The 20,609-nt window shown below is 45.7% G+C and carries 15 protein-coding genes; 7 read left to right on the top strand and 8 right to left on the bottom strand.

Annotated elements, in window-relative coordinates; genetic code table 11:
- The first annotated feature begins 143 nt into the window (after nt 1-143).
- Nucleotides 144-1,226 (top strand): phosphotransferase enzyme family protein, encoded by a 1,083-nt coding sequence (locus NQ565_RS03780; RefSeq protein ID WP_005655911.1) that lies wholly within the window; start codon nt 144-146, stop codon nt 1,224-1,226.
- Between the two features lie 23 nt (nt 1,227-1,249).
- Nucleotides 1,250-1,951: a carbohydrate-binding family 9-like protein gene (locus NQ565_RS03785; protein ID WP_175455998.1), complete on the top strand. Its 702-nt coding sequence runs from the start codon at nt 1,250-1,252 to the stop codon at nt 1,949-1,951.
- A 111-nt stretch (nt 1,952-2,062) separates the two neighbouring features.
- Here NQ565_RS03785 and lpxA read toward each other — a convergent pair whose 3' ends face one another.
- The 4 genes from lpxA to NQ565_RS03805 form a co-directional block, all read right to left on the bottom strand.
- Nucleotides 2,063-2,830 (bottom strand): acyl-ACP--UDP-N-acetylglucosamine O-acyltransferase, encoded by a 768-nt coding sequence (gene lpxA / locus NQ565_RS03790; RefSeq protein WP_005655915.1) that lies wholly within the window; start codon nt 2,828-2,830, stop codon nt 2,063-2,065.
- 91 nt (nt 2,831-2,921) lie between these two features.
- Nucleotides 2,922-4,301, bottom strand: coding sequence for a TolC family protein (locus tag NQ565_RS03795; protein WP_005655916.1), 1,380 nt, complete (start codon nt 4,299-4,301; stop codon nt 2,922-2,924).
- 94 nt (nt 4,302-4,395) lie between these two features.
- Complete coding sequence (locus tag NQ565_RS03800; protein WP_005655918.1) at nt 4,396-7,812, bottom strand: efflux RND transporter permease subunit; 3,417 nt, start codon at nt 7,810-7,812, stop codon at nt 4,396-4,398.
- Between the two features lie 28 nt (nt 7,813-7,840).
- Entirely contained in the window at nt 7,841-9,016 is a 1,176-nt protein-coding gene (locus tag NQ565_RS03805) for an efflux RND transporter periplasmic adaptor subunit (protein WP_005655919.1), read from the bottom strand.
- Between the two features lie 257 nt (nt 9,017-9,273).
- Between NQ565_RS03805 and NQ565_RS03810 the strand changes: the two genes are divergently transcribed.
- Nucleotides 9,274-11,238, top strand: coding sequence for an Ig-like domain-containing protein (locus NQ565_RS03810; RefSeq protein WP_005655920.1), 1,965 nt, complete (start codon nt 9,274-9,276; stop codon nt 11,236-11,238).
- Nucleotides 11,159-12,067: a DUF3108 domain-containing protein gene (locus tag NQ565_RS03815; protein WP_081448469.1), complete on the top strand. Its 909-nt coding sequence runs from the start codon at nt 11,159-11,161 to the stop codon at nt 12,065-12,067. The genes NQ565_RS03810 and NQ565_RS03815 overlap by 80 nt, the downstream gene beginning before the upstream one ends.
- On the opposite strand, the gene NQ565_RS03820 is transcribed toward NQ565_RS03815, so the two are convergent.
- A complete protein-coding gene (locus NQ565_RS03820) occupies nt 12,057-12,461 on the bottom strand; it encodes a PaaI family thioesterase (protein ID WP_005655923.1) in 405 nt (134 codons plus the stop codon). The genes NQ565_RS03815 and NQ565_RS03820 overlap by 11 nt on opposite strands.
- A gap of 164 nt (nt 12,462-12,625) precedes the next feature.
- On the opposite strand from NQ565_RS03820, the gene NQ565_RS03825 reads away from it, so the two are divergent.
- Complete coding sequence (locus NQ565_RS03825) at nt 12,626-13,825, top strand: glycoside hydrolase family 88 protein (protein ID WP_005655924.1); 1,200 nt, start codon at nt 12,626-12,628, stop codon at nt 13,823-13,825.
- Nucleotides 13,822-15,372, top strand: coding sequence for a sulfatase family protein (locus NQ565_RS03830; RefSeq protein ID WP_005655926.1), 1,551 nt, complete (start codon nt 13,822-13,824; stop codon nt 15,370-15,372). Before NQ565_RS03825 ends, NQ565_RS03830 begins: the two co-directional genes overlap by 4 nt.
- A gap of 121 nt (nt 15,373-15,493) precedes the next feature.
- Here NQ565_RS03830 and cysS read toward each other — a convergent pair whose 3' ends face one another.
- Together cysS and NQ565_RS03840 are read right to left on the bottom strand one after the other, a co-directional pair.
- Nucleotides 15,494-16,969: a cysteine--tRNA ligase gene (gene cysS / locus NQ565_RS03835; protein WP_005655927.1), complete on the bottom strand. Its 1,476-nt coding sequence runs from the start codon at nt 16,967-16,969 to the stop codon at nt 15,494-15,496.
- Nucleotides 16,970-17,041: 72 nt separating this feature from the next.
- Nucleotides 17,042-17,863 carry a Cof-type HAD-IIB family hydrolase gene (locus NQ565_RS03840; protein ID WP_005655929.1) on the bottom strand — a complete coding sequence of 274 codons (822 nt, stop codon included), beginning with the start codon at nt 17,861-17,863 and terminating at the stop codon, nt 17,042-17,044.
- A gap of 73 nt (nt 17,864-17,936) precedes the next feature.
- On the opposite strand from NQ565_RS03840, the gene mnmA reads away from it, so the two are divergent.
- Entirely contained in the window at nt 17,937-18,989 is a 1,053-nt protein-coding gene (gene mnmA, locus NQ565_RS03845) for a tRNA 2-thiouridine(34) synthase MnmA (protein WP_005655930.1), read from the top strand.
- On the opposite strand, the gene NQ565_RS03850 is transcribed toward mnmA, so the two are convergent.
- A complete protein-coding gene (locus NQ565_RS03850) occupies nt 18,979-20,496 on the bottom strand; it encodes a GH3 auxin-responsive promoter family protein (protein WP_005655931.1) in 1,518 nt (505 codons plus the stop codon). The genes mnmA and NQ565_RS03850 overlap by 11 nt on opposite strands.
- Between the last annotated feature and the right edge of the window lie 113 nt (nt 20,497-20,609).

Below are 20,609 nucleotides of genomic sequence, written 5' to 3' on the forward strand. Positions count from 1 at the left end.
GTACAAAGATTCTCATTTATTATTTGGATTTTGCGGTTATGTTTGTTTAAATGTATATTTTTGGATGTTCATCGGACAATAATAAACTTATTATATGTAATAAAGAGCGTATATTTGTATCATAAATTAATTTATTTATTATCATGAAAGACCTTTTATCTATCGTATCTCATTTTCAATTGCAGGGTACAGTTCAAGAAATCAATCCTTTAGGGGCCGGTCTTATTAATGACACCTATAAAGTAAGCACTCTCGAGGCTGATGCCCCCGATTATGTATTGCAGCGTATCAATCATGCCATTTTCCAAAACGTAGAAATGTTGCAGGCCAATATCAATGCCGTAACCACTCATATCCGTAAGAAACTGGAAGAGAAAGGCGAGAAAGACATTGAACGTAAGGTGCTGCATTTCTTTCCTGCCGATACAGGAAAGACTTATTGGCATGATGGTGAGAGTTATTGGCGTGTCATGGCGTTTATTCCCAATGCAAGGACCTACGAAACGGTTAACCCCGAATATTCGTATTATGCAGGCGTAGCTTTCGGTAATTTCCAGGCAATGCTTGCCGATATTCCCGATAAACTGGGCGAGACGATTCCCGACTTCCATAATATGGAATTCCGTTTGAAACAGCTTCGCGATGCCGTGGCGGCCGATGCTGCCGGACGTGTAAAGGAAGTACGGTATTTTCTGGATGAGATAGAGCGCCGTGCAGAAGAAATGTGCAAAGCGGAGCGCCTGCATCGTGAAGGCAAGTTACCTAAGCGGGTTTGCCATTGTGATACGAAAGTCAATAATATGATGTTTGACGAAAGTGGCAATGTACTTTGTGTCATCGACCTCGATACCGTAATGCCCAGTTTCGTCTTTTCCGACTTTGGCGATTTCCTGCGTTCGGGAGCCAATACCGGTTTGGAAGATGATAAAGACCTTGCGAATGTGAATTTCAATATGGAAATATTCAAGGCATTCACAAAAGGCTATCTGGAATCGGCCAAATCTTTCCTGCTGCCGGTAGAGATAGAGAACCTGCCCTATGCGGCTGCTCTGTTCCCTTATATGCAGTGCGTGCGTTTCCTGGCCGACTATATCAATGGCGATACTTATTATAAAATTCAATATCCGGAACATAACCTGGTGCGCACAAAGGCTCAATTCAAACTGCTTCAAAGCGTAGAAGAACATACTCCGGAAATGCAGAAATTCATAGCTTCATGCATTTGAAAAGGTGTATAATGGCGGCGATGATGGGTTGCTGTGTCTTACCCTTATTCGCATTAACTCCTAAAAATAAGATGATGAAAGAACTGGATGTCAAGAAAGTGAGTATGGCAAATATACCGGTAGAAGCGGTGCCTGCTCTTTTGGATGAAGAAAAAGTGGCTTTTCAGCCGGTTAATACAGTGAATTGGGCGGCATATCCATACTGTCCGGACGTAAAGTTCCGTATTGCTTATACGGACAACGCTATCCTGATTCATTATAAAGTGAAAGAAGCCAGCGTACGCGCAGTAGCGGGCAAAGACAACGGGCCGGTTTGGGAAGATGCCTGTGTGGAGTTCTTTTCTATTCCTGCCGGAGACGGAGTATATTATAATATGGAATGTAACTGTGTTGGAAGATTGCTTATCGGTGCGGGAGCAGGACGCTCCAACCGTCAACATGCACCGCAGGAAGTGCTTGATAAAGTGCAGCGTTGGTCTTCTTTGGGGCAGGAAGATTTTGAGGAACGGATAGGAGATTGCAGTTGGGAAGTGGCTTTGGTGATACCTTATTCCGCTTTCTTTATGCATAATATCACCTCATTGGACGGTAAGGCCATTCGTGCCAATTTCTATAAATGCGGTGATAAGTTGCAGACTCCTCATTTCCTGTCATGGAATCCCATTGATTTGGAAAAGCCGAACTTCCATTGTCCGGAATTTTTTGGGATGTTGCGTTTCAAGTAGGTACGAGGGTTATAATACTCTGAATAGTAATAAAACCGGTATATAAAATATAGGCTTGCAGATGTCTTATTCACAGGACTTCTGCAAGCCTTTTTTCTTATATGCCGAGGTTTACTTTACAATACCTTTTGAGTTACGGATAAAGTTGATGATATTATGTATCTCATCACTCATCGGAACCTGATCTTCAATCTTCTGTAAAGCGTCCTGTATGCTGAAATTCCCTTGATATACCAGGCGGTAAGCATTGACTATATGGCGCAGAATACGCTCGGTAACCTGATGCTTATGCTGGAGTACCACCGCATTGATACCGTGATATTCTGCCGGATTGCCGTTCATTATAACATAAGGCGGTACATCTTTTGAGATGCGGCAACCTGCCTGAATCAATACCCAACTGCCTATGTGGCAATTCTGATGTAGGATAACATTACTGCTCAGGATTGTACAGTCGTCTATGTGGCAGTCGCCAGCCACCGTGCTCTTAATTCCCAGTACACAGTGATTGCCTACTTGTACGTCGTGGCAGAGGTGAACACCGTCCATTAGATAGTTACTATCGCCAATGCGCGTACATCCGCTTTCGTGCGTGGCACGGCTGATAACCACATTTTCACGAATGTCGTTGTTGTCACCGATAATCAACCGACTTGCTTCGCCTGTGTAATGAAAATCTTGCGGTTCACTACCCAGTACGGCACCATGGTGTACTTTATTTCCTTTACCTAAACGCGTACCCTTGAGGATACTTGCATTTGACATAATCACACAGTCGTCACCGATTTCCACATCTCCTTCGATGTAAGCGAAAGGCTGAATGGTTACATTCTTACCGATTTTTGCGGTAGAATCTACAGATGCTAATGGACTAATCATAGTAATTAGTTATGAGTTATAAATTATAAGTTATGAGTTATGGGAGATGAGCCGTCAAAAATAACTTATAACCCATAACCCGTAACTGATATTATTCTCTTCCTCCGCCCAATGCTTGATACAGGCTGATTACAGACTGCATGCGGTCGAAGGTGTCGGCCACTTCCGAAAGCTGTGCGCTGAGGTAAGACTGTTCGGCGGACAAGACTTCCAAATAGGTTGACGTGCCTAAGTTAAACAATTCTTTTGTATCTTCCGCAGCTTTACGGGCAGAATTCACTTGAATTTCACGTGAAATGGCTTTGTCCGAGGTCATTTGATATTGATACAAAGCATTGCTTACTTCATTTCCGGCCTTGAGCAGTGTGGTCTGGAACTGGATTTTGGCTTGCTCTTCCTGTGCCTTTGCTTGTTTCAACCGGGCAATGTTGGCACCGCGGTAGAACAGAGGTTGTGTGAGCGAACCGATAGCGGATGCCAGCAGCTTTCCTGGATTGATAATAGCGGAACCTGCACTGTTGGTCCATCCGGCAGAACCGCTTAAGGTGATTTGCGGATAGAAGGCTGCACGTGCGCTGTTGGTGTCGTAGTAGCTTGCTGCCAGTGACATTTCAGCAGCTTTTACATCGGGACGGTTGGACAGCAGTTGCAAAGGAATACCGGTAGAGAATTCGGCAGGTAACTGCTGCTGTTCCAATGTACCACGTGCAATGCTCTGTGCGGGTTGGTTCAGCATCAGGCATAGTGCGTTTTCCGTTTCACGGATGCTTTGGCGGATATCGGGCAGGGAAGCCAGTACTTGTGCATAGGCGGTGCGGCTTTGCTCTACGGCTGCACTGTTAGCCATAGCAGCCTCTTTCATTGCTTCTACGGTTTCAAGGTTGCGTTTCAGGATGTCACAGGTGCTTTCGCTTATTTGCAACTGGCGGTCGAGCATTAGCAGCGTATAGTACATATTGGCTACGTTTGCAATCACTTGTGTCTGTACAGCCTGTTCATAGAACTGTGTCTGTTTCAGTGAGACTTGAGCCTTACGCTTGGGGTTCAGCAACTGACCGAACAGATCTATCTGCCAGCTTGCCGTCACAGGAAGCGAATACGTCTGTGTGGCTTTACCTTTGTCGAAGCTGCTTACCGTTCCTTGCGGAGAGAGAGCCAGCATGGGAGCATAAGCCAGACGTGCGGACATCAGTGCTGCCTGAGCCTGCTTTACGGTGAGTGCAGCACTGCGAAGGTCGGCATTGTTGGTCAATGCCTGTTCGATAAGTGTCTGTAACTGTGCATCCGTAAACACTTCTTTCCAGGGCAGATTACCGAAATTGGCAGTATCTGCGGCAAGTGTATCGCCACCGGCAATGGTGTCCCGATATAGGCCTTCTACTGTAATATCTTCGGGTCTGTCGTATGATTTGTAGATATGGCAACTGCTCAATAAAGCAGTTGCGCACATCAGAATTATTATTTTCTTCATGATAAACTATATTTTAGTGTTTAGCGGTTAGTGTTTAATAATTAGTATTTTGCTTGTGGATGTCCACTATCCATTAATCGTTAAACGCTAATCACTATTTTGTATATTGTTCAATCTCAGGTTCTGCATCCGAGTTATCCACATCTTCCCATTCCATCGGTTTAACCTTCTCCTGGAGATATTGGAAAGCAACGAACAGGGCAGGTACGATGAATATCTGCAGAATCATACCGATTAACATACCGCCGATAGCCGAAGTTCCCAGTGTACGGTTACCGTTGGCTCCTGCACCGGAAGCAAACATCAACGGGAGCAGACCGACAATCATTGCCAGAGAAGTCATCAGGATAGGACGCAGACGGGCGGCGGCACCCAGCACGGCAGCCCATGTAATGCTCATACCCATTTTGCGGCGGTCGAGGGCGAACTCTACGATCAGGATGGCGTTCTTGGCCAACAGACCCATCAGCATGATAAGTGCAATCTGCATGTAGATGTCGTTAGACATGGTTCCCAAAATCATTTTCAATGCAGGAATGTTACCCAATGAACCGATACCGCTGACAAACAGGAAGCTACCCAACAATCCGAATGGTACGGAGAGCAATACGGAGAGCGGAAGAATATAACTTTCATATTGCGCACTCAACAACAGGTAAACGAATACGAAACAGAGCACAAAAATCAAACCGGTTGTGCTACCGCTGGTTTCGGCTTCCTCACGTGCCATACCGCCGAGTTCGTAGGCAAAACCGGCAGGCAGGTTCTCTTTGGCCACTTCTGCAATGGCAGCAAGTGCCTGACCGGATGTATAACCGCTGGCGGGAGCCACCATCACTTTCATGGATGTGTAAAGGTTGAAACGGCTGATGATATCCGGACCGTATACCTTCTTGACGGATACGAACTGGGTGATGGGAGCCATCTCATTGCCGTTACGTACCTTGATGCTGGAGAGTGATTCCAGATTTTTGGTTGCATTCGGTTCTGCCTGAATCATGACACGGTACATTTTACCGAAGCTGTTGAAGTTAGAAGCGTAAAGTCCACCGAAATATCCCTGCATGGTGCTGAGGATGTCGCTTGGGCTGAGACCTGCTTTCTTACAGGCAGCAGCATCAATATCCAACATATATTGCGGGAAGTTAGGGTTGAAACTGGTCTTTGCGGAGTTGATTTCCGGACGTGCTTCCAGTGCGGCAGTATAGTCGTTCACTACATCGAAGAAGTGGTTCAGGTCGCCACCGGTTTTATCCTGCATGTTCAGTTCGATATCGCTGGATGCCGAATAACCCGGAATCATAGGCGGAGCAAAGAACAGTACCTGTGCTTCCTTGATGATTTTTTGCGCACGCATGAAAAGTGTGGCGTAAACTACCGTTGAATTCTGCATAGTGGAACGTTCTTCCCAATTTTTCAGCTTGATAATGAGCGAACCGTAGGAAGGTCCCTGACCACCGATGAAGCTGAAACCGGAAATTACCGTACGCGATTCTACCGCTGGGTCGGCTGCAACGAGACTGTCTACACGGTTCAGCACTTCCATGGCACGTTCTTGTGAAGTACCGGGAGGAAGCGTTACTACACCCATGATGGTACCGGTGTCTTCGTTGGGCACCATACCTGTCGGTGTGATGTTCATAAACACCATCAACAGTACAATGGAACCTACCACAATACCGCCGGAGAGCCATTTCTTCTGGATAAAGCGGAGCACTTGTTTCTTGTATTTACCCAGGATGGAGTCGTAGGATGCGTTGAAAGAGTGTTTGAACTTATCCGTAGTCATACCTGCTAATGCCAATACGCTGATAACGATCATTACCAGACAGAGTACAGGATGGTTCTCAAAGTTGAACAAACCGAAAATCATACCCAAAATGGCGATTGTAGTAAAGAGCAGTGTAAGGCCGGGACGCATCATTCTGCCGATAGAATCCACATAACGGGCTATCATGATTTTACGTGCCTCTTTAGTTGCGACACCGATGCGTTCTTTCATGGTGGCATCACTGTTGTGCGGTTTCAGGAAGATGGCACACAAGGCCGGACTCAGTGTCAAGGCGTTCAATGCGGAGAAACCGATGGCGATGGCCATTGTAAGACCGAACTGGCGGTAGAATGTACCGGCTGTACCACCCATGAAACTTACCGGCACAAACACGGACATCATCACTAATGTAATGGAAATGATAGCGCCGCCCAGCTCGCTCATGGCGTCGATAGATGCAGTCCGTGCCGATTTATATCCCTGGTCGAGCTTGGCATGGACACCTTCGACGACAACTATGGCGTCATCCACTACAATTGCGATGGCAAGCACCATAGCCGAGAGTGTCAGCAGGTTAATACTGAAGCCGATCAGTTGCAGTACGAAGAAAGTAGCAATCAAAGCTACCGGAATGGCAATGGCAGGAATCAGCGTAGAGCGCATGTCTTGCAGGAAGATATACACTACGATGAACACGAGGATGAACGCCTCAATCAATGTTTTGATTACTTCATGGATAGAAGCGAACAGAAAGTCATTGGCACTTTGGGCGATATTGATTTTCAAACCGGAAGGCAGCGTTTCGGATGCTTTTCCAAGTACTTCTTCCAGGTCACTGATAGTCTGCGTAGCATTGGTTCCTGCCATCTGGTATACGATACAGGATACTGCCTTATGGCCGTTTACCGTATTATTGAAGTTGTAGGACAGACGTCCGAGTTCAATATCGGCAATGTCTTTCAAACGGAGAACTTCACCGTTCTCAAGGGCTTTGATTACGATATTCTCAAATTCTTCCGGCTGTTGAAGACGGCCTTTGTAGCGGATGGTGTATTGGAAGCTTTGGTTGCCGCGTTCACCAAACTGTCCGGGAGCCGCTTCGATATTTTGTTCGGCCAGTGCACCGGCTACATCGTTAGGAATCAACTTGTATTGTGCCATTACATCCGGTTTCAGCCAGATACGCATGGAGTAGTCCTGACCGAGCACGGTGGCATCACCCACACCGTTTACACGCTTTACTTCCGGAATAAGGTTGATGTTGGCATAGTTCTCAAGGAATTCGATGTCGTACTGGTCTTTCTCATCGTAAATGGAGAATACCATCAACATGGATGTCTGTCGCTTCTGCGTAGTCACACCGACTTTGGTTACTTCGGCCGGTAGCAAACCCTGAGCCATGGAAACGCGGTTCTGTACGTTAACGGCTGCCATATCAGGGTCTGTACCCTGTTTGAAGTAAATGGAAATTTCGGCGGAACCGTTATTGGATGCACTGGAAGTCATGTACATCATGTTCTCCACACCGTTGATTTGGTCTTCCAGCGGCGCAATGACAGAGTTCAACACCGTTTGGGCGTTGGCACCCTGGTAAGTGGCGCGTACCGATACCGTCGGTGGTGCAATGTCCGGATATTGGGTGATAGGCAGCGTTGCCAGACCAATAAGTCCCAGGATTACTATCAGGATGGAGATTACCGTAGATAGTACCGGACGATTAATAAATCTATCTAATTTCATGTTACTTAATGATTAGGGGCGTTAAATGTTAATTGAACGCAGTTTGGATATTACCTTCTTTTTGGTCTTTGAGGGCTTTCTGATATTCAGCCTCTTTCTCTTCAGGAGTGATAGGAGTGATGCTTTGTCCATCTTTCAGGTTCTGTACGCCTTCTATCACGATTTTATCGCCGGCCTTCAAGCCGTCTGTAACGTAAAAATATTTGCCATCATTCAGGCTGAATACCTGTATTTCGGTATTTTTCAGCGTGTTGTCAGGTTGTGCAACGAATACGAATTTCTTGTCCTGTATTTCTGTGGTGGCCGATTGAGGAATCATGATTACATTCTCCATCGGATTGGGGAATACTACGTTTCCTGTACCGCCGCTACGCAGAATGTTGTGTTTGTTGGGGAAGAGGGCACGCATGTTTACTGCACCTGTAGTCTGGTCGATAACGCCGCTGATGGTTTCTACACGACCACTGTCGGCATACATGGTTCCGTCAATCAGTTGCAGTTGTACCTGAGGCATCTTTGCCAGAATATCCTTGGTACTTCCGCCTTCGCGTATCAGTGACAGGAGCTGTCTTTCGGTCATGGAGAAATAAGCGAACATTTCGGAGATGTCGGCAACTGTGGTCAACGGGGTGGCCATGGAGGGGCTTACCAAACTACCTACACGGTAGGGGATAGTACCTACTATACCGTCGCTGGGGCTTGTTACACTGGTGTATGACAGGTTGTTTTGAGCATTGATCAGTTGCGCTTCCGCTTGTGCCAATTGTGCTTTGGTTTGTGCCAACTGGTTTTCAGCCATTTGCAGGTCGTAATCGCTGATGATGTTCTTTTGGTTCAGCGTGCGTTTGTTGCTCACAGTAAGTTCTTGTGTGTTTACAGCGGCTTTTGCCGTTTCAACCGCAGCCTTGGCCGAATTTACTGCAGCCTGGTATTGTACAGGGTCGATGCTGAACAATACTTGTCCTTTGTGTACGACGGAACCCTCGTCCACATGTAATTTGGTGATGAAACCGCTTACCATCGGACGGATTTCCACATCTTGTTTACCTTTAATAGTAGCCGGATAACTGTTTGTCAGGTTGGCAGTGGTTGTTTCTACTGTAATCACTGCAAATTCGGGTGCTTTTCCCGTGCTTTTGTCACCTTGTCCACAACTGCTGAGCAGTGCCAGGCAACATGCCAATAATACTAATCTACTCTTCATACTCTTTTATTCTCTGTATAATTTTATTCTAGTTAATCCGAAGCTTTTGTGTGTAAATCATAGAAGAAGGATAACGGTGAAAACTAAATTATAATGTTTAGTTTTCGGTCGCAAAATTATTCTTTTCTCCGTATATAAGGTATGAATTTCCCTCATTTTTAACTATGTTTTATATATACTTGAAGGAAATATTTGTTTTTTGATTAAAATACTGTAAAGCATACTGCTAATTGCAGGATAACCTTTATTTTTGCATCATGTTAGATTGCAAGCATCATATTAAGATGAAACCGTTTGTACGTCGGTTGTTAGGGGCAGCTGTAAGTGTGGCTGTTTTATATTCCTGTGCCAGTGTGGGCCGTCTGGAGGGTGGTCCGATTGATGAGGAACCGCCTCGTTTTGTCACCGGTTCTCCCCTGCCGGGTGCACTCCATAACAAAAAGAGTAAAATCTCTATTGAGTTCGATGAGTTTATCAAACTGGAGAAAGCCAATGAAAAAGTGGTTATTTCACCTCCTCAAGTGCAGCAACCGGAAATAAAGGCAAACGGTAAAAGGGTAGTGGTCAACCTGCAAGATACGTTAAAGGCTAATACTACGTATACTATCGATTTTGCCGACGCGATTCAGGATAATAATGAAGGAAACCCGATGCAGGGGTTTACCTATACATTTTCTACCGGAGCAGAGCTTGATTCAATGGCCATTGCCGGTACGTTGCTTGATGCATCGAATTTGGAACCGGTAAAGGGGGTACTGGTAGGATTACATGCCAATTTAGCCGATTCGGCATTTACCACGTTGCCTTTCGACCTTGTAGGCCGTACGGATAGCCGTGGACAGTTTTCCATTCGTGGAGTCTCTCCTGGCAAATATCGTATTTATGCTTTAATGGATGCCGACCAGAATTTTAAATTTTCCCAGCCTACGGAGGTCATAGCTTTTAATGACTCCGTTATTATCCCTTCCATGGAAAGGCGTATGCGCCAGGATACCTTGTGGAGAGACTCTTTGACCGTAGATACGATTGTAGAGAGACAATATACCCATTTCCTGCCGGATGATGTGCTGTTGCGCAGTTTCAAGGAAAAAACTTTCTCGCAGCGTCTTATGAAAACGGAACGTCTTACTCCGGAAAAATTCTCTTTTTATTTTACGGCTCCTGCCGACAGTCTGCCGCTGATGAAAGGGTTGAATTTCGATGAAAAGGATGCTTTTGTCATTGAGCAGACAACCGGGAGGAACGACACGATTCACTATTGGATAAAAGATTCTTTGCTTTATCAGCAAGATACATTGAGGATGAGCTTGAGTTATTTGTATACAGATACTTTGAATCAGTTGGTTCCCCGGACAGATACTTTGAGAATTGTATCGAAGGTAAGCTGGCAGAAACTGCAGGAAAAGAAACTGGAAGAGAAGGAAAAAGCCGAGAAGGAGAAGAAGAAAAGAAGGAAAAAGGGTGAAGAAGAGCCGGAACCGACTCCTTTCCTTGCAATGGATGTGTATGCGCCTTCGGCAATGGATGTATACGACTATATCACATTGAGCTTTACGGAACCGATAGCCGGCTTTAATGATACTGCCTTGCATGTAAGGCAGAAGGTCGATACACTATGGCAGGATGTGCCGTTTGACTTTATGCGGGATTCGTTGGATTTGAAACGTTACAATCTGTATGCAGACTGGAAACCGGGTGAAAGTTACGTTTTTGAAGTGGACTCGACCGCTTTTCACGGGTTGTACGGTTTGTTTACCGATAAAGTGAAGAAGGAGTTTACTGTAAAGAAACTGGAAGAGTACGGACAGATATTTTTCAACATTACCGGAGCTGATTCTACAGCATTTGTAGAATTGCTGGATGCTCAGGACAAGGTGGTACGTACTGTTCCGGTTGTAGAAGGAAAAGCGGATTTTTATTATTTGAATCCGGGTAAATATGGAGCCCGGCTCATTAATGATACAAATGGGAATGGGGTATGGGATACCGGTGATTATGCTGCCAGGCGCCAGCCCGAAATGGTTTATTACTATCCGCAGGTATTGGAATTTAAGGCCAATTTTGATTTGATTCAGGACTGGAACGTAAAAGAAAAACCGTTGGATAAGCAAAAACCGGATGAACTGAAAAAACAAAAGCCAGATGAAGACAAGAAAAAGAAGAAAAGCCAGAATAACCGCAACAACAGCAACCGTAACAGCGGTAGGGGATATAGTTATTAAACGGAAGCGGGCTGCAGGATTGTTTTTGCTGGCCGGACTTCTGTGTCTGTGCAGCATAATGCCTGTGCAGGCTCAATGCGTGGCTAAGAACGAAGCGTTTCAGTCGGGCGAACATGTTATGTACGATTTGTATTTCAACTGGAAATTTATCTGGAAGAAAGTAGGGCTGGCAAGCTTGACTACTAATGCTACTACTTACCGCTTCCAGCCGGCCTACCGTTTCAATCTTCTTTCTGTGGGTAGCAAGAAAACGGATTTTTTCTTTAAAATGCGCGATACGCTGACTTGCTATGTCAGCGATAAACTGGAACCGCTTTATTTTCGTAAAGCAGCCGAGGAGGGAAAACGCTATACGGTCGATGAGGCATGGTTCTCGTATGATGACGGTATAGCTACCGTAAAGCAGAGACGTACCTGGCATAATCCCGTGCGTGAACCGCAGGAGATGGAGTACAGCGACAGCCGCTGTATCTTTGATATGCTGAGTATTTTGGCGCAAGCCCGTTCTTATAACCCTAAAGACTACAAGATAGGCGAGAAGATACTTTTCCCTATGGCAACAGGGCGCAGAGTGGAGGAGCAAACCTTGATTTATCGCGGAAAGGAAGATATAGAAGCGAATAATGATACAATTTACCGCTGCCTTGTATTCTCTTTCGTGGAGTACAAGAAAGGAAAAGAGAAAGAGGTGATTACTTTCTTCGTTTCCGATGATAAGAACCACCTTCCCATACGTTTGGATATGTATTTGAATTTCGGCTCTGCAAAAGCTTTCCTCAAAAGTGTAAGGGGGAATCGTTACCCGATGACTTCCGTTGTTACAAAGTAAACGGCAGTGCGTCTCCTTTTCTGAAGATACTTGACTCGAATGTGGCTACCAGCTCACCGTTCTGGTTGGTGATGTCAATCTGATAATGTCCGGTAGTACGTCCGATGTACCGTTCGCGGGCTTCGGCATATAATATGTCGCCCGGACCGCTGCTACGCAGGAAAGTGATATTGGAAGACAGTGAGAAAGCCAGTGTGCCGTGAGAATTGGCTGCCGCTGCCAAGGCGAGGTCGGCCAGTGTAAAAAGCGCTCCGCCTTGGGTGCGATTTCCGGCATTGAGATGTGTTTCCGTAATCACCAGACGGGCTTTGCTGTATCCTTCTTTTATTTCTATCAGTTCTACACCTGCTTTATCGGCAAAACAGTCTTTCTTGAAAAATTCTTGCGGCGTCATGTCGTTTGGTAATAAATGATTAATATTAAGGAGAAATCTGATGTTTTGGACACAAATGTAATATTTTAGCTTTTAATTGGATAATTTAGGTGGGTTATTTTCGAAAGCATGCACTACTTTTGTCTTCGAAAAAATAGACATAATTAATAAATAAATCCCTTATTATGAAAACGACTCTTACTACATTGGGTATTTTCCTTCTTGTTTTAGCAGGTTGTGCAGGACAAAAAAAGACTGCAAATGATTTCATTCAGGAGAATATTGATAATGCGGTGGCACAGGAAACACTTCAGACAGACATTATCGAAAAATCTGGCAAAATTCTTAATCCGCGTACCATTAATAAGGATGGTAGCATTCACTACGTTCCTATCGACGACTGGTGCTCTGGTTTCTTTCCCGGTAATATTTGGTATACGTACGAACTGACCGGTGATAAAAAGTGGTTACCGCTGGCAGAGAAGTATACTGAAGCATTGGATTCCGTACAATATCTTACTTGGCATCATGATGTAGGCTTTATGATTGGTTCCAGCTATCTGAACGGGTATCGTTTTGCCAATAAGGAAGAGTACAAGCCCGTAATTATCCAGACCGCTAAATCATTGTCTACCCGTTTTCGTCCGGGTGCAGGCGTTATCCAGTCTTGGGATGCCGACAAAGGCTGGCAGGCCGAACGCGGATGGAAATGTCCGGTTATCATTGACAATATGATGAATTTGGAGCTGCTGTTCGAAGCCACTAAACTTTCGGGCGACTCTACTTTCTATAATGTGGCTAAGAAACATGCCGACACGACTATGGCCAACCACTTCCGTGCGGACAACAGTTGTTACCACGTGGTGGATTATGATCCAGAGATTGGTGAGGTGCGCAAAAAACAAACAGCGCAGGGCTACGCCGATGAATCGTCTTGGGCTCGCGGACAGGCATGGGCTTTGTACGGTTATACAATGTGTTATCGGTATACTCATGATGCCAAATATCTGGCACAGGCAGAAAAGGTGTATAACTTTATTTTCGGAAACAAGAACCTTCCCGAAGATTTGGTTCCTTACTGGGACTTCGATGCTCCGAAGATTCCGAACGAGCCTCGTGACGCTTCTGCCGCAGCATGTACAGCTTCTGCCCTCTATGAACTGAGTACCTATGTTACCGATAAGGGGTATAAGGAAACGGCTGACAGAATTATGGAAAGTCTTGCTTCTCCGGCTTATCGTGCAGAGGTAGGGACAAACGGGAACTTTATCCTGATGCACTCGGTCGGCAGTATTCCTCACGGTGCTGAAATCGATGTTCCGCTGAACTATGCCGATTATTATTTCCTGGAAGCTTTGAAGCGTAAAAGAGATTTGGAAAAATGAAAAGTCAATTGAATATATTGTTAGGTGGTTTAGGCTTGTTCGCCTTGCAGGGTTGTAAAACTCCGCAGGCAGAGCAGGCCCAACAGCCGAATGTTATTTATGTTTTTCCCGACCAGTTCCGCAATCAGGCAATGGAGTTCTGGGGGCAGGAGAGTTTTCGGGAGAAAGTGAATTTCCGGAATGATCCGGTGCATACTCCTCGTCTGAATGATTTTGCGAGAGAGTCTTTGGTACTGACCTCTGCCATGAGCAATTGCCCGTTGAGCAGTCCTCACCGGGGTTCGTTACTGACAGGCATGTATCCCAACAAGAGTGGCATTCCTTTGAACTGCAATTCGAACCGTCCTATCAGTTCGTTGCGTGAAGATGTAGACTGTGTGAGCGATGTATTCAGCAATGCGGGATACGACTGTGCTTATTTCGGTAAACTGCATGCAGACTTCCCGACCCCCAATGACCCCCAGCGTCCGGGAAAATATGTGGAAGACCGCATACCAGCATGGGATGCTTATACACCGAAAGACCGTCGTCACGGATTTAACTATTGGTATGCTTACGGAACTTTTGATGAACATAAGAATCCGCATTATTGGGATACGGACGGTAAACGGCATGATCCGCGCGAATGGTCTCCGCTGCATGAGTCAGGTAAAGTTATTTCTTATCTGAAGAATGAGGGAAATGTACGTGACCCGAAGAAACCGTTCTTTATCATGGTCGGCATGAATCCGCCGCATAGTCCCTATCGTTCGTTGGACGACTGTATGGAACAGGACTTCAACTTATACAAGGATCAGCCGTTGGACAGCCTGCTGGTTCGCCCCAATGCCGATTCTAAAATGGCAAAGGCGGAGAGTGTACGTTACTATTTCGCTTCCGTTACAGGTGTTGACCGTGCTTTCGGGCAGATACTCGATGCGTTGAAAGAACTGGGATTGGATAAAAACACAATCGTGGTCTTCTCTTCCGACCATGGTGAGACTATGTGCAGCCAGCACACGGACGATCCGAAGAATTCTCCTTTCTCCGAGTCGATGAATGTGCCTTTCCTGGTTCGCTTCCCCGACAAGATTCAACCCCGTCTGGATGATTTGATGCTTTCTTCTCCGGATATTATGCCTACTTTGTTGGGGTTGGCGGGTCTTTCCGATTCTATTCCGGCAAATGTGCAGGGACACAATTATGCTCCGCTGTTCTTTAATGAAAAAGCTGATATAGTGCGTCCTGCAGGAGCTCTTTATATTCAGAACGTAGACGGTAAGAAAGATGAAGACGGTAAGGTCCGTTCCTATTTTCCATCGTCACGCGGTTTTAAATCGGCCCGTTACACATTGGCTCTTTATGTAGACCGTGATAATCACAAGCTTGTAAAGAGTTTCTTGTTTGACGACGAAAAAGATCCGTATCAGATGAATAATCTTCCGTTAGAGGAGAATAAGGAAATAGTAGATGAGCTGTGTGCAGAGATGGGAAAAGTCTTGAAGGAGATTGACGATCCCTGGTACAGAGAGCGCATCTTGTCCGACATGATACCGTACGATAAATAAAAATTGTTGTTTCTAAACTGAATTACCCCTGCCACAATCATATGTAGCAGGGGTAATTTTTTGGAGGATATGATGCACCTCTTTCTTTCGTTTATAGGAAACGGTTATAACCGTTTTGAGTTTACTTGTTTAATTTCCACTCACATCCGTCCTTGGTGTCCTTGATGGCAAAGCCTAATGCAGTCAGTTCATCACGGATTTTATCGGAAGTAGCCCAGTCCTTGTTGGCTTTGGCTTTTATACGCTCTGCCAGCAACATGTCTACAACTTTACCGAAAGCGGCTTCGCGTTCTTCATTGGAGGTGTTCTCCTCTTTCAGTCCCAATATATCGAAACAGAAGAGATGGAAGGTCTCTTTCAGCTCTTTCAGGTCTTCGGCTGTAATGGTGTCATTGCCTGCAATGATATTGTTTATCATTCTGGCACCATCGAAGAGATGGGCTATTACAATCGGAGAATTCAAATCATCGTTCATGGCTTCATAGCATTCGGCACGTAATGTTTTCACGTTTACCGTAGAAGCTTTGCCTGGAACAATCTTCTCCAGTCCGTGTACAGCATCCATAAGCCTTGCCAGACCTTTTTCTGCAGCTTGCAGAGCTTCATTGCTGAAATCTACCGTACTGCGATAGTGGGCCTGGAGAATGAAGAAACGGATGGTCATCGGGCTGTAAGCCTGTGTCAGCGTTTTGTTGGAGCCGGTGAAGAACTCATCCAATGTGATGAAGTTGCCGAGGCTTTTACCCATTTTCTGTCCGTTGATGGTTATCATGTTGTTATGCATCCAGTAATGCACCATGTCATCGCCTTGTGATGCTACGGATTGTGCAATTTCACATTCGTGGTGCGGGAAGATAAGGTCCATACCGCCACCGTGAATGTCGAAATGTTTACCCAGATATTTCTTTCCCATTGCCGTACATTCGGCGTGCCAGCCGGGGAAGCCGTCACTCCATGGGCTTGGCCAGCGCATGATATGTTCCGGTTGGGCACGTTTCCACAGTGCAAAGTCGGCGGGATTGTGTTTTTCCTCCTGGCCGTCCAGCTCACGCGTAGTGTTTAGTACATCGTCCAGATTACGTCCTGACAGTTTGCCGTAGTGGTGGTCTTTGTTGTATTTGGCTACATCAAAGTAAATGGAGCCTTCACTTTCGTAAGCGTAGCCGTTCTCCAGTATCTCTTTTACGAGCTCTATCTGTTCGATGATATGTCCCGATGCATGCGGTTCGATGCTGGGAGAAAGCACGTTTAATGCTTCCATTGCCTTGTGATAACGGTTTATATAATACTGTGCCACTTCCATGGGCTCCAGTTGTTCCAAACGGGCTTTCTTTGCAATTTTGTCTTCACCGTCGTCCGCGTCATGTTCCAAATGACCTACATCGGTAATATTGCGGACATAGCGCACTTTATAGCCAATGTGTGTAAGATAGCGGAAAAGTAAATCGAAAGTAATGGCAGGACGTGCGTGGCCCAGGTGGGCATCACCGTAAACGGTCGGTCCGCAGACATACATACCTACATGAGGAGCATGCAAAGGTACGAATAACTCCTTTTTTCTATTTAAGGTGTTGTAAATGGTCAGTTGTTGTTCCATAACGTTTGATAATTAGTTCTTTTTGGAAAGGCAAAGGTATAACAAATATTTGTAAATTAGGACTATCTGTTTTTAAAAAGCGTGCAGGAAGTATCGTTCTACGGCGATGGCTACTCCATCTTCGTCGTTACTTGGGGCAATGTAGTCCGCAGCAGCTTTCACGGGTTCCTGTGCATTGTCCATTGCTATGCCAAGTCCGGCGTATTTTATCATGCTGAGATCATTGTAACCGTCGCCCATGGCTGCCACTTCTTCGCGGGTGATACCCAGCTTTTCCGATAATACGGCGATCGAACGTGCTTTGTCTATGCCCAAAGGAACGAGTTCCAGAAAATAAGGTTCCGAACGGTATACGCTGATTTGCCTTTGCAGACGAAGGCTCAGTTCGGCTTCTGTTTTCATAAGTTGTTCAGGTTCACCTACAATGAGGCATTTGGGTAGGGGAAGGGGAATTTCCTGCAGGAAGTTCTCTACGCGGCGTACCTGCATTTTGTTGAGGAATGCTTCTTTTTGTACGTACGGGTCGTTGGGATTTTCGGTAAGTATGCATTCGTTGTCGTATGTGAGGATTGTTTGCCGGTTATCGGTTGCAGTCTGGTACAGGATAGGCAGTACATCGTCGGGAAGCAGGTTTTTATACAGTAGCTCACCGGTGCTCCAGTCTATGATTTCTCCGCCGTTATAAGAAAGAATATAGCCGTTGTTTTCTTTCATTTGCAGTTGTTCCGCCAAAGGAACAATACCGTAGGTAGGACGGCCTGACGCCAGTACCAGGCGTACGCCGCTTTGCTGTAGCCGTAACAGGGTACGGAGATTGCGCGGAGAGATTTCTTTCTTCGAATTGGTCAGGGTTCCGTCCAGGTCAAGGACGAGCAGTCGATAGTCTTGTTTCATGGTTTGAATTTGATTGTTTTTTTGAAAGTGGCAAAGATAGGGTTTTCTCAGGATGAAATACTATTTTTGCAGTATGAAGTCAAAAGAACGTGTATTATTGGGAATGAGCGGCGGTACGGACAGTTCCGTGGCTGCCATGAAGTTACAGGAAGCCGGCTATGAAGTAACGGGAGTCACTTTCCGTTTTTACGAAGTGGGTGGAAAAACGGAATACCTGGAAGATGCGCGGGCACTGGCAGGACGGTTGGGTATTGAGCATATTACATACGATGCAAGGGAACTCTTCCGTGAACGCATTATCCGTTACTTTATAGATGAATATCTGGCGGGGCATACCCCCGTTCCCTGTACCCTCTGCAATAATGAGCTGAAGTGGAAACTTTTGGCGGAAATAGCCGATGAAAAGGGGATTTATTGGATCTCTACCGGACATTACGTACGTAAACTCTTTTTAGAGGACAACTATTACATTGCTCCGGCAGTTGACAGAGACAAGGACCAGACTTTCTTTTTATGGGGCTTGAAACAGGATATCTTGCAACGGATGTTACTCCCGATGGGAGATATGACAAAAGAGGATGCGCGTGCTTATGCCGCTGAACGTGGGTTTATGCGTGTTGCCGCTAAAAAAGACAGTATAGGAGTGTGTTTCTGTCCGTTGGATTACCGTTCTTTCCTGAAGCGTGAGGTTCCTATGGAGCAACTGCCGGGCAGAGGGCATTTTCTCGATGAAAAGGGGAATGTATTAGGATGGCATGAAGGATACCCTTTCTATACGATAGGTCAACGGCGTGGACTGGGCATTCATCTGAATAGGGCTGTATTTGTGAAGGAAGTCAGAATGGAAACCAACGAGGTGGTACTTGCACCACTTGCCTCCTTATATAAAAAGGAAATGTATCTTAAAGATTGGAACCTTATCAGTGCACATCGGGTATTGGGAGCGGAAACGGTTATCGTAAAGATACGCTATCGCAAGCAGGCAAACCGCTGTATGGTTGCTCAGGAGGAGAACGGACATCTGCGGGTTTCGCTGTTGGAGCCGTTGGAGTCTATCGCTCCGGGGCAAGCCGCCGCCTTTTATGATGCGGACGGCTTGTTGTTGGGCGGTGGTATTATTCTTTGAAGTTGAGCTTCAGCATCTCTTCAATGTATTCTCTTGTATTGCTGAGGCGCGGTATCTTATGCTGTCCGCCAAGCTTGCCTTTACTGTCCAGCCAATCGTGGAACAGATTTCTGCGGGCAACGATTATCTCCAGAGGCTGCAAAGCCAGGTCATTCTGCCGTTTGGCTTCATAGTCGGAATTCACTTCTTTAAGGGTGTCATCCAATATTTTGGCAAATTTATCCAGGTCATCTGGCATTTTGGCAAATTCAATCAGCCATTGATGGCGGCATTTGGCATGTTCGTCCATGAAGACGGGAGCGGCGGAATAGTCTACAATCTGTGCTCCCGTGGCAGCACAGGCTTTGCTTAAACCTTTTTCCGCATTGTCCACGATAAGTTCTTCGCCAAAGGCATTGATGAAATGCTTTGTGCGGCCGGTAATGACGAATTTGTACGGGCGGTTATTGGTGAACTTCACGGTATCTCCAATCATATACCGCCACAGTCCGGCAGAAGTGGAGATGACCATTGCGTAGTTCTTGTTGAGTTCTACTTCTTCCAGACAGCAGATACGCGGATTTTCCTTGCCGACATCTTCCAAAGGTATGAATTCATAGAAAACACCGTAATCAATCATCATCAGCATGGCCGGATCGTTCGGGTCGTTCTGTGTGCCGAAATAGCCTTCGGAGGCATTATATGTCTCGACATAGTGCATCTTGGAACTTTTGATGACTTGTCTGTATTGTTCCCGATAAGGAGTAAAAGCCACTCCGCCATGGAAGAATACTTCCAGATTGGGCCATACTTCTTCCAATGACTGTTTCCCGGTTTTTTCAAGTATATGTTTAACAAGTACCAGCATCCAGGATGGCACACCCGAAAGATTGGTGACATTGGCATGGATTGTACTGTTGGCTATGGCCTCCATCTTAGGTTCGAACTCGCTCATCAAGGCTATTTCCTTGCTTGGCACACGGATATAGTTGACCAGCGGGTGTACATTCTGTATCAGAATGGCAGATAAATCACCTACCAAACTATGGTTGGAGTTCAGGTTGGGGCTGTGGCTACCGCCGAGAATCAATCCTTTTCCGGAAAAAAAACGGCTTTCGGGATTGATTCCCAGATAGATGGCAACAGCATCTTTCCCGCCTTGATAATGAGTGTCTTGCAGAGACTCTTTGCTGACCGGAAGGAATTTGCTTTTATCGTTGGTTGTTCCCGAAGACTTGGCAAACCAACATATTTCCGACGGCCAGAGCAAATTTTGTTCACCGGCACGCAAGCGGGCTACATAAGGTTTGATTTCTTCGTAAGTCTGTATGGGAAGGCGTTTTTTGAAATCTTCATAAGTACGAATAGAGGCATAGTCATATTTCTTTCCCCATTCCGTATTGGCGGCCATGCGTACCAAACGTTTCAGGACACCTGCCTGCAACTCACCTGCATGTTCAGTGTACAGTTCGATTTCTTTCAAGCGGGGGGCGAAGTATACTTTATTCAGAAGTTTTGTAATATTCATCGTTCTTATCGAAATCTGTTTAAGTGTGCAAAATTAATCTTATTTATCGGCATCTCTATCTTTTTTCTCTTTTTTTTCTATCTTTACGTCCGTATAGGTGAAAAGAACCGTAA

It is taken from the genome of Bacteroides stercoris ATCC 43183 (genome assembly GCF_025147325.1).
In the GTDB taxonomy this organism is placed as follows: domain Bacteria; phylum Bacteroidota; class Bacteroidia; order Bacteroidales; family Bacteroidaceae; genus Bacteroides; species Bacteroides stercoris.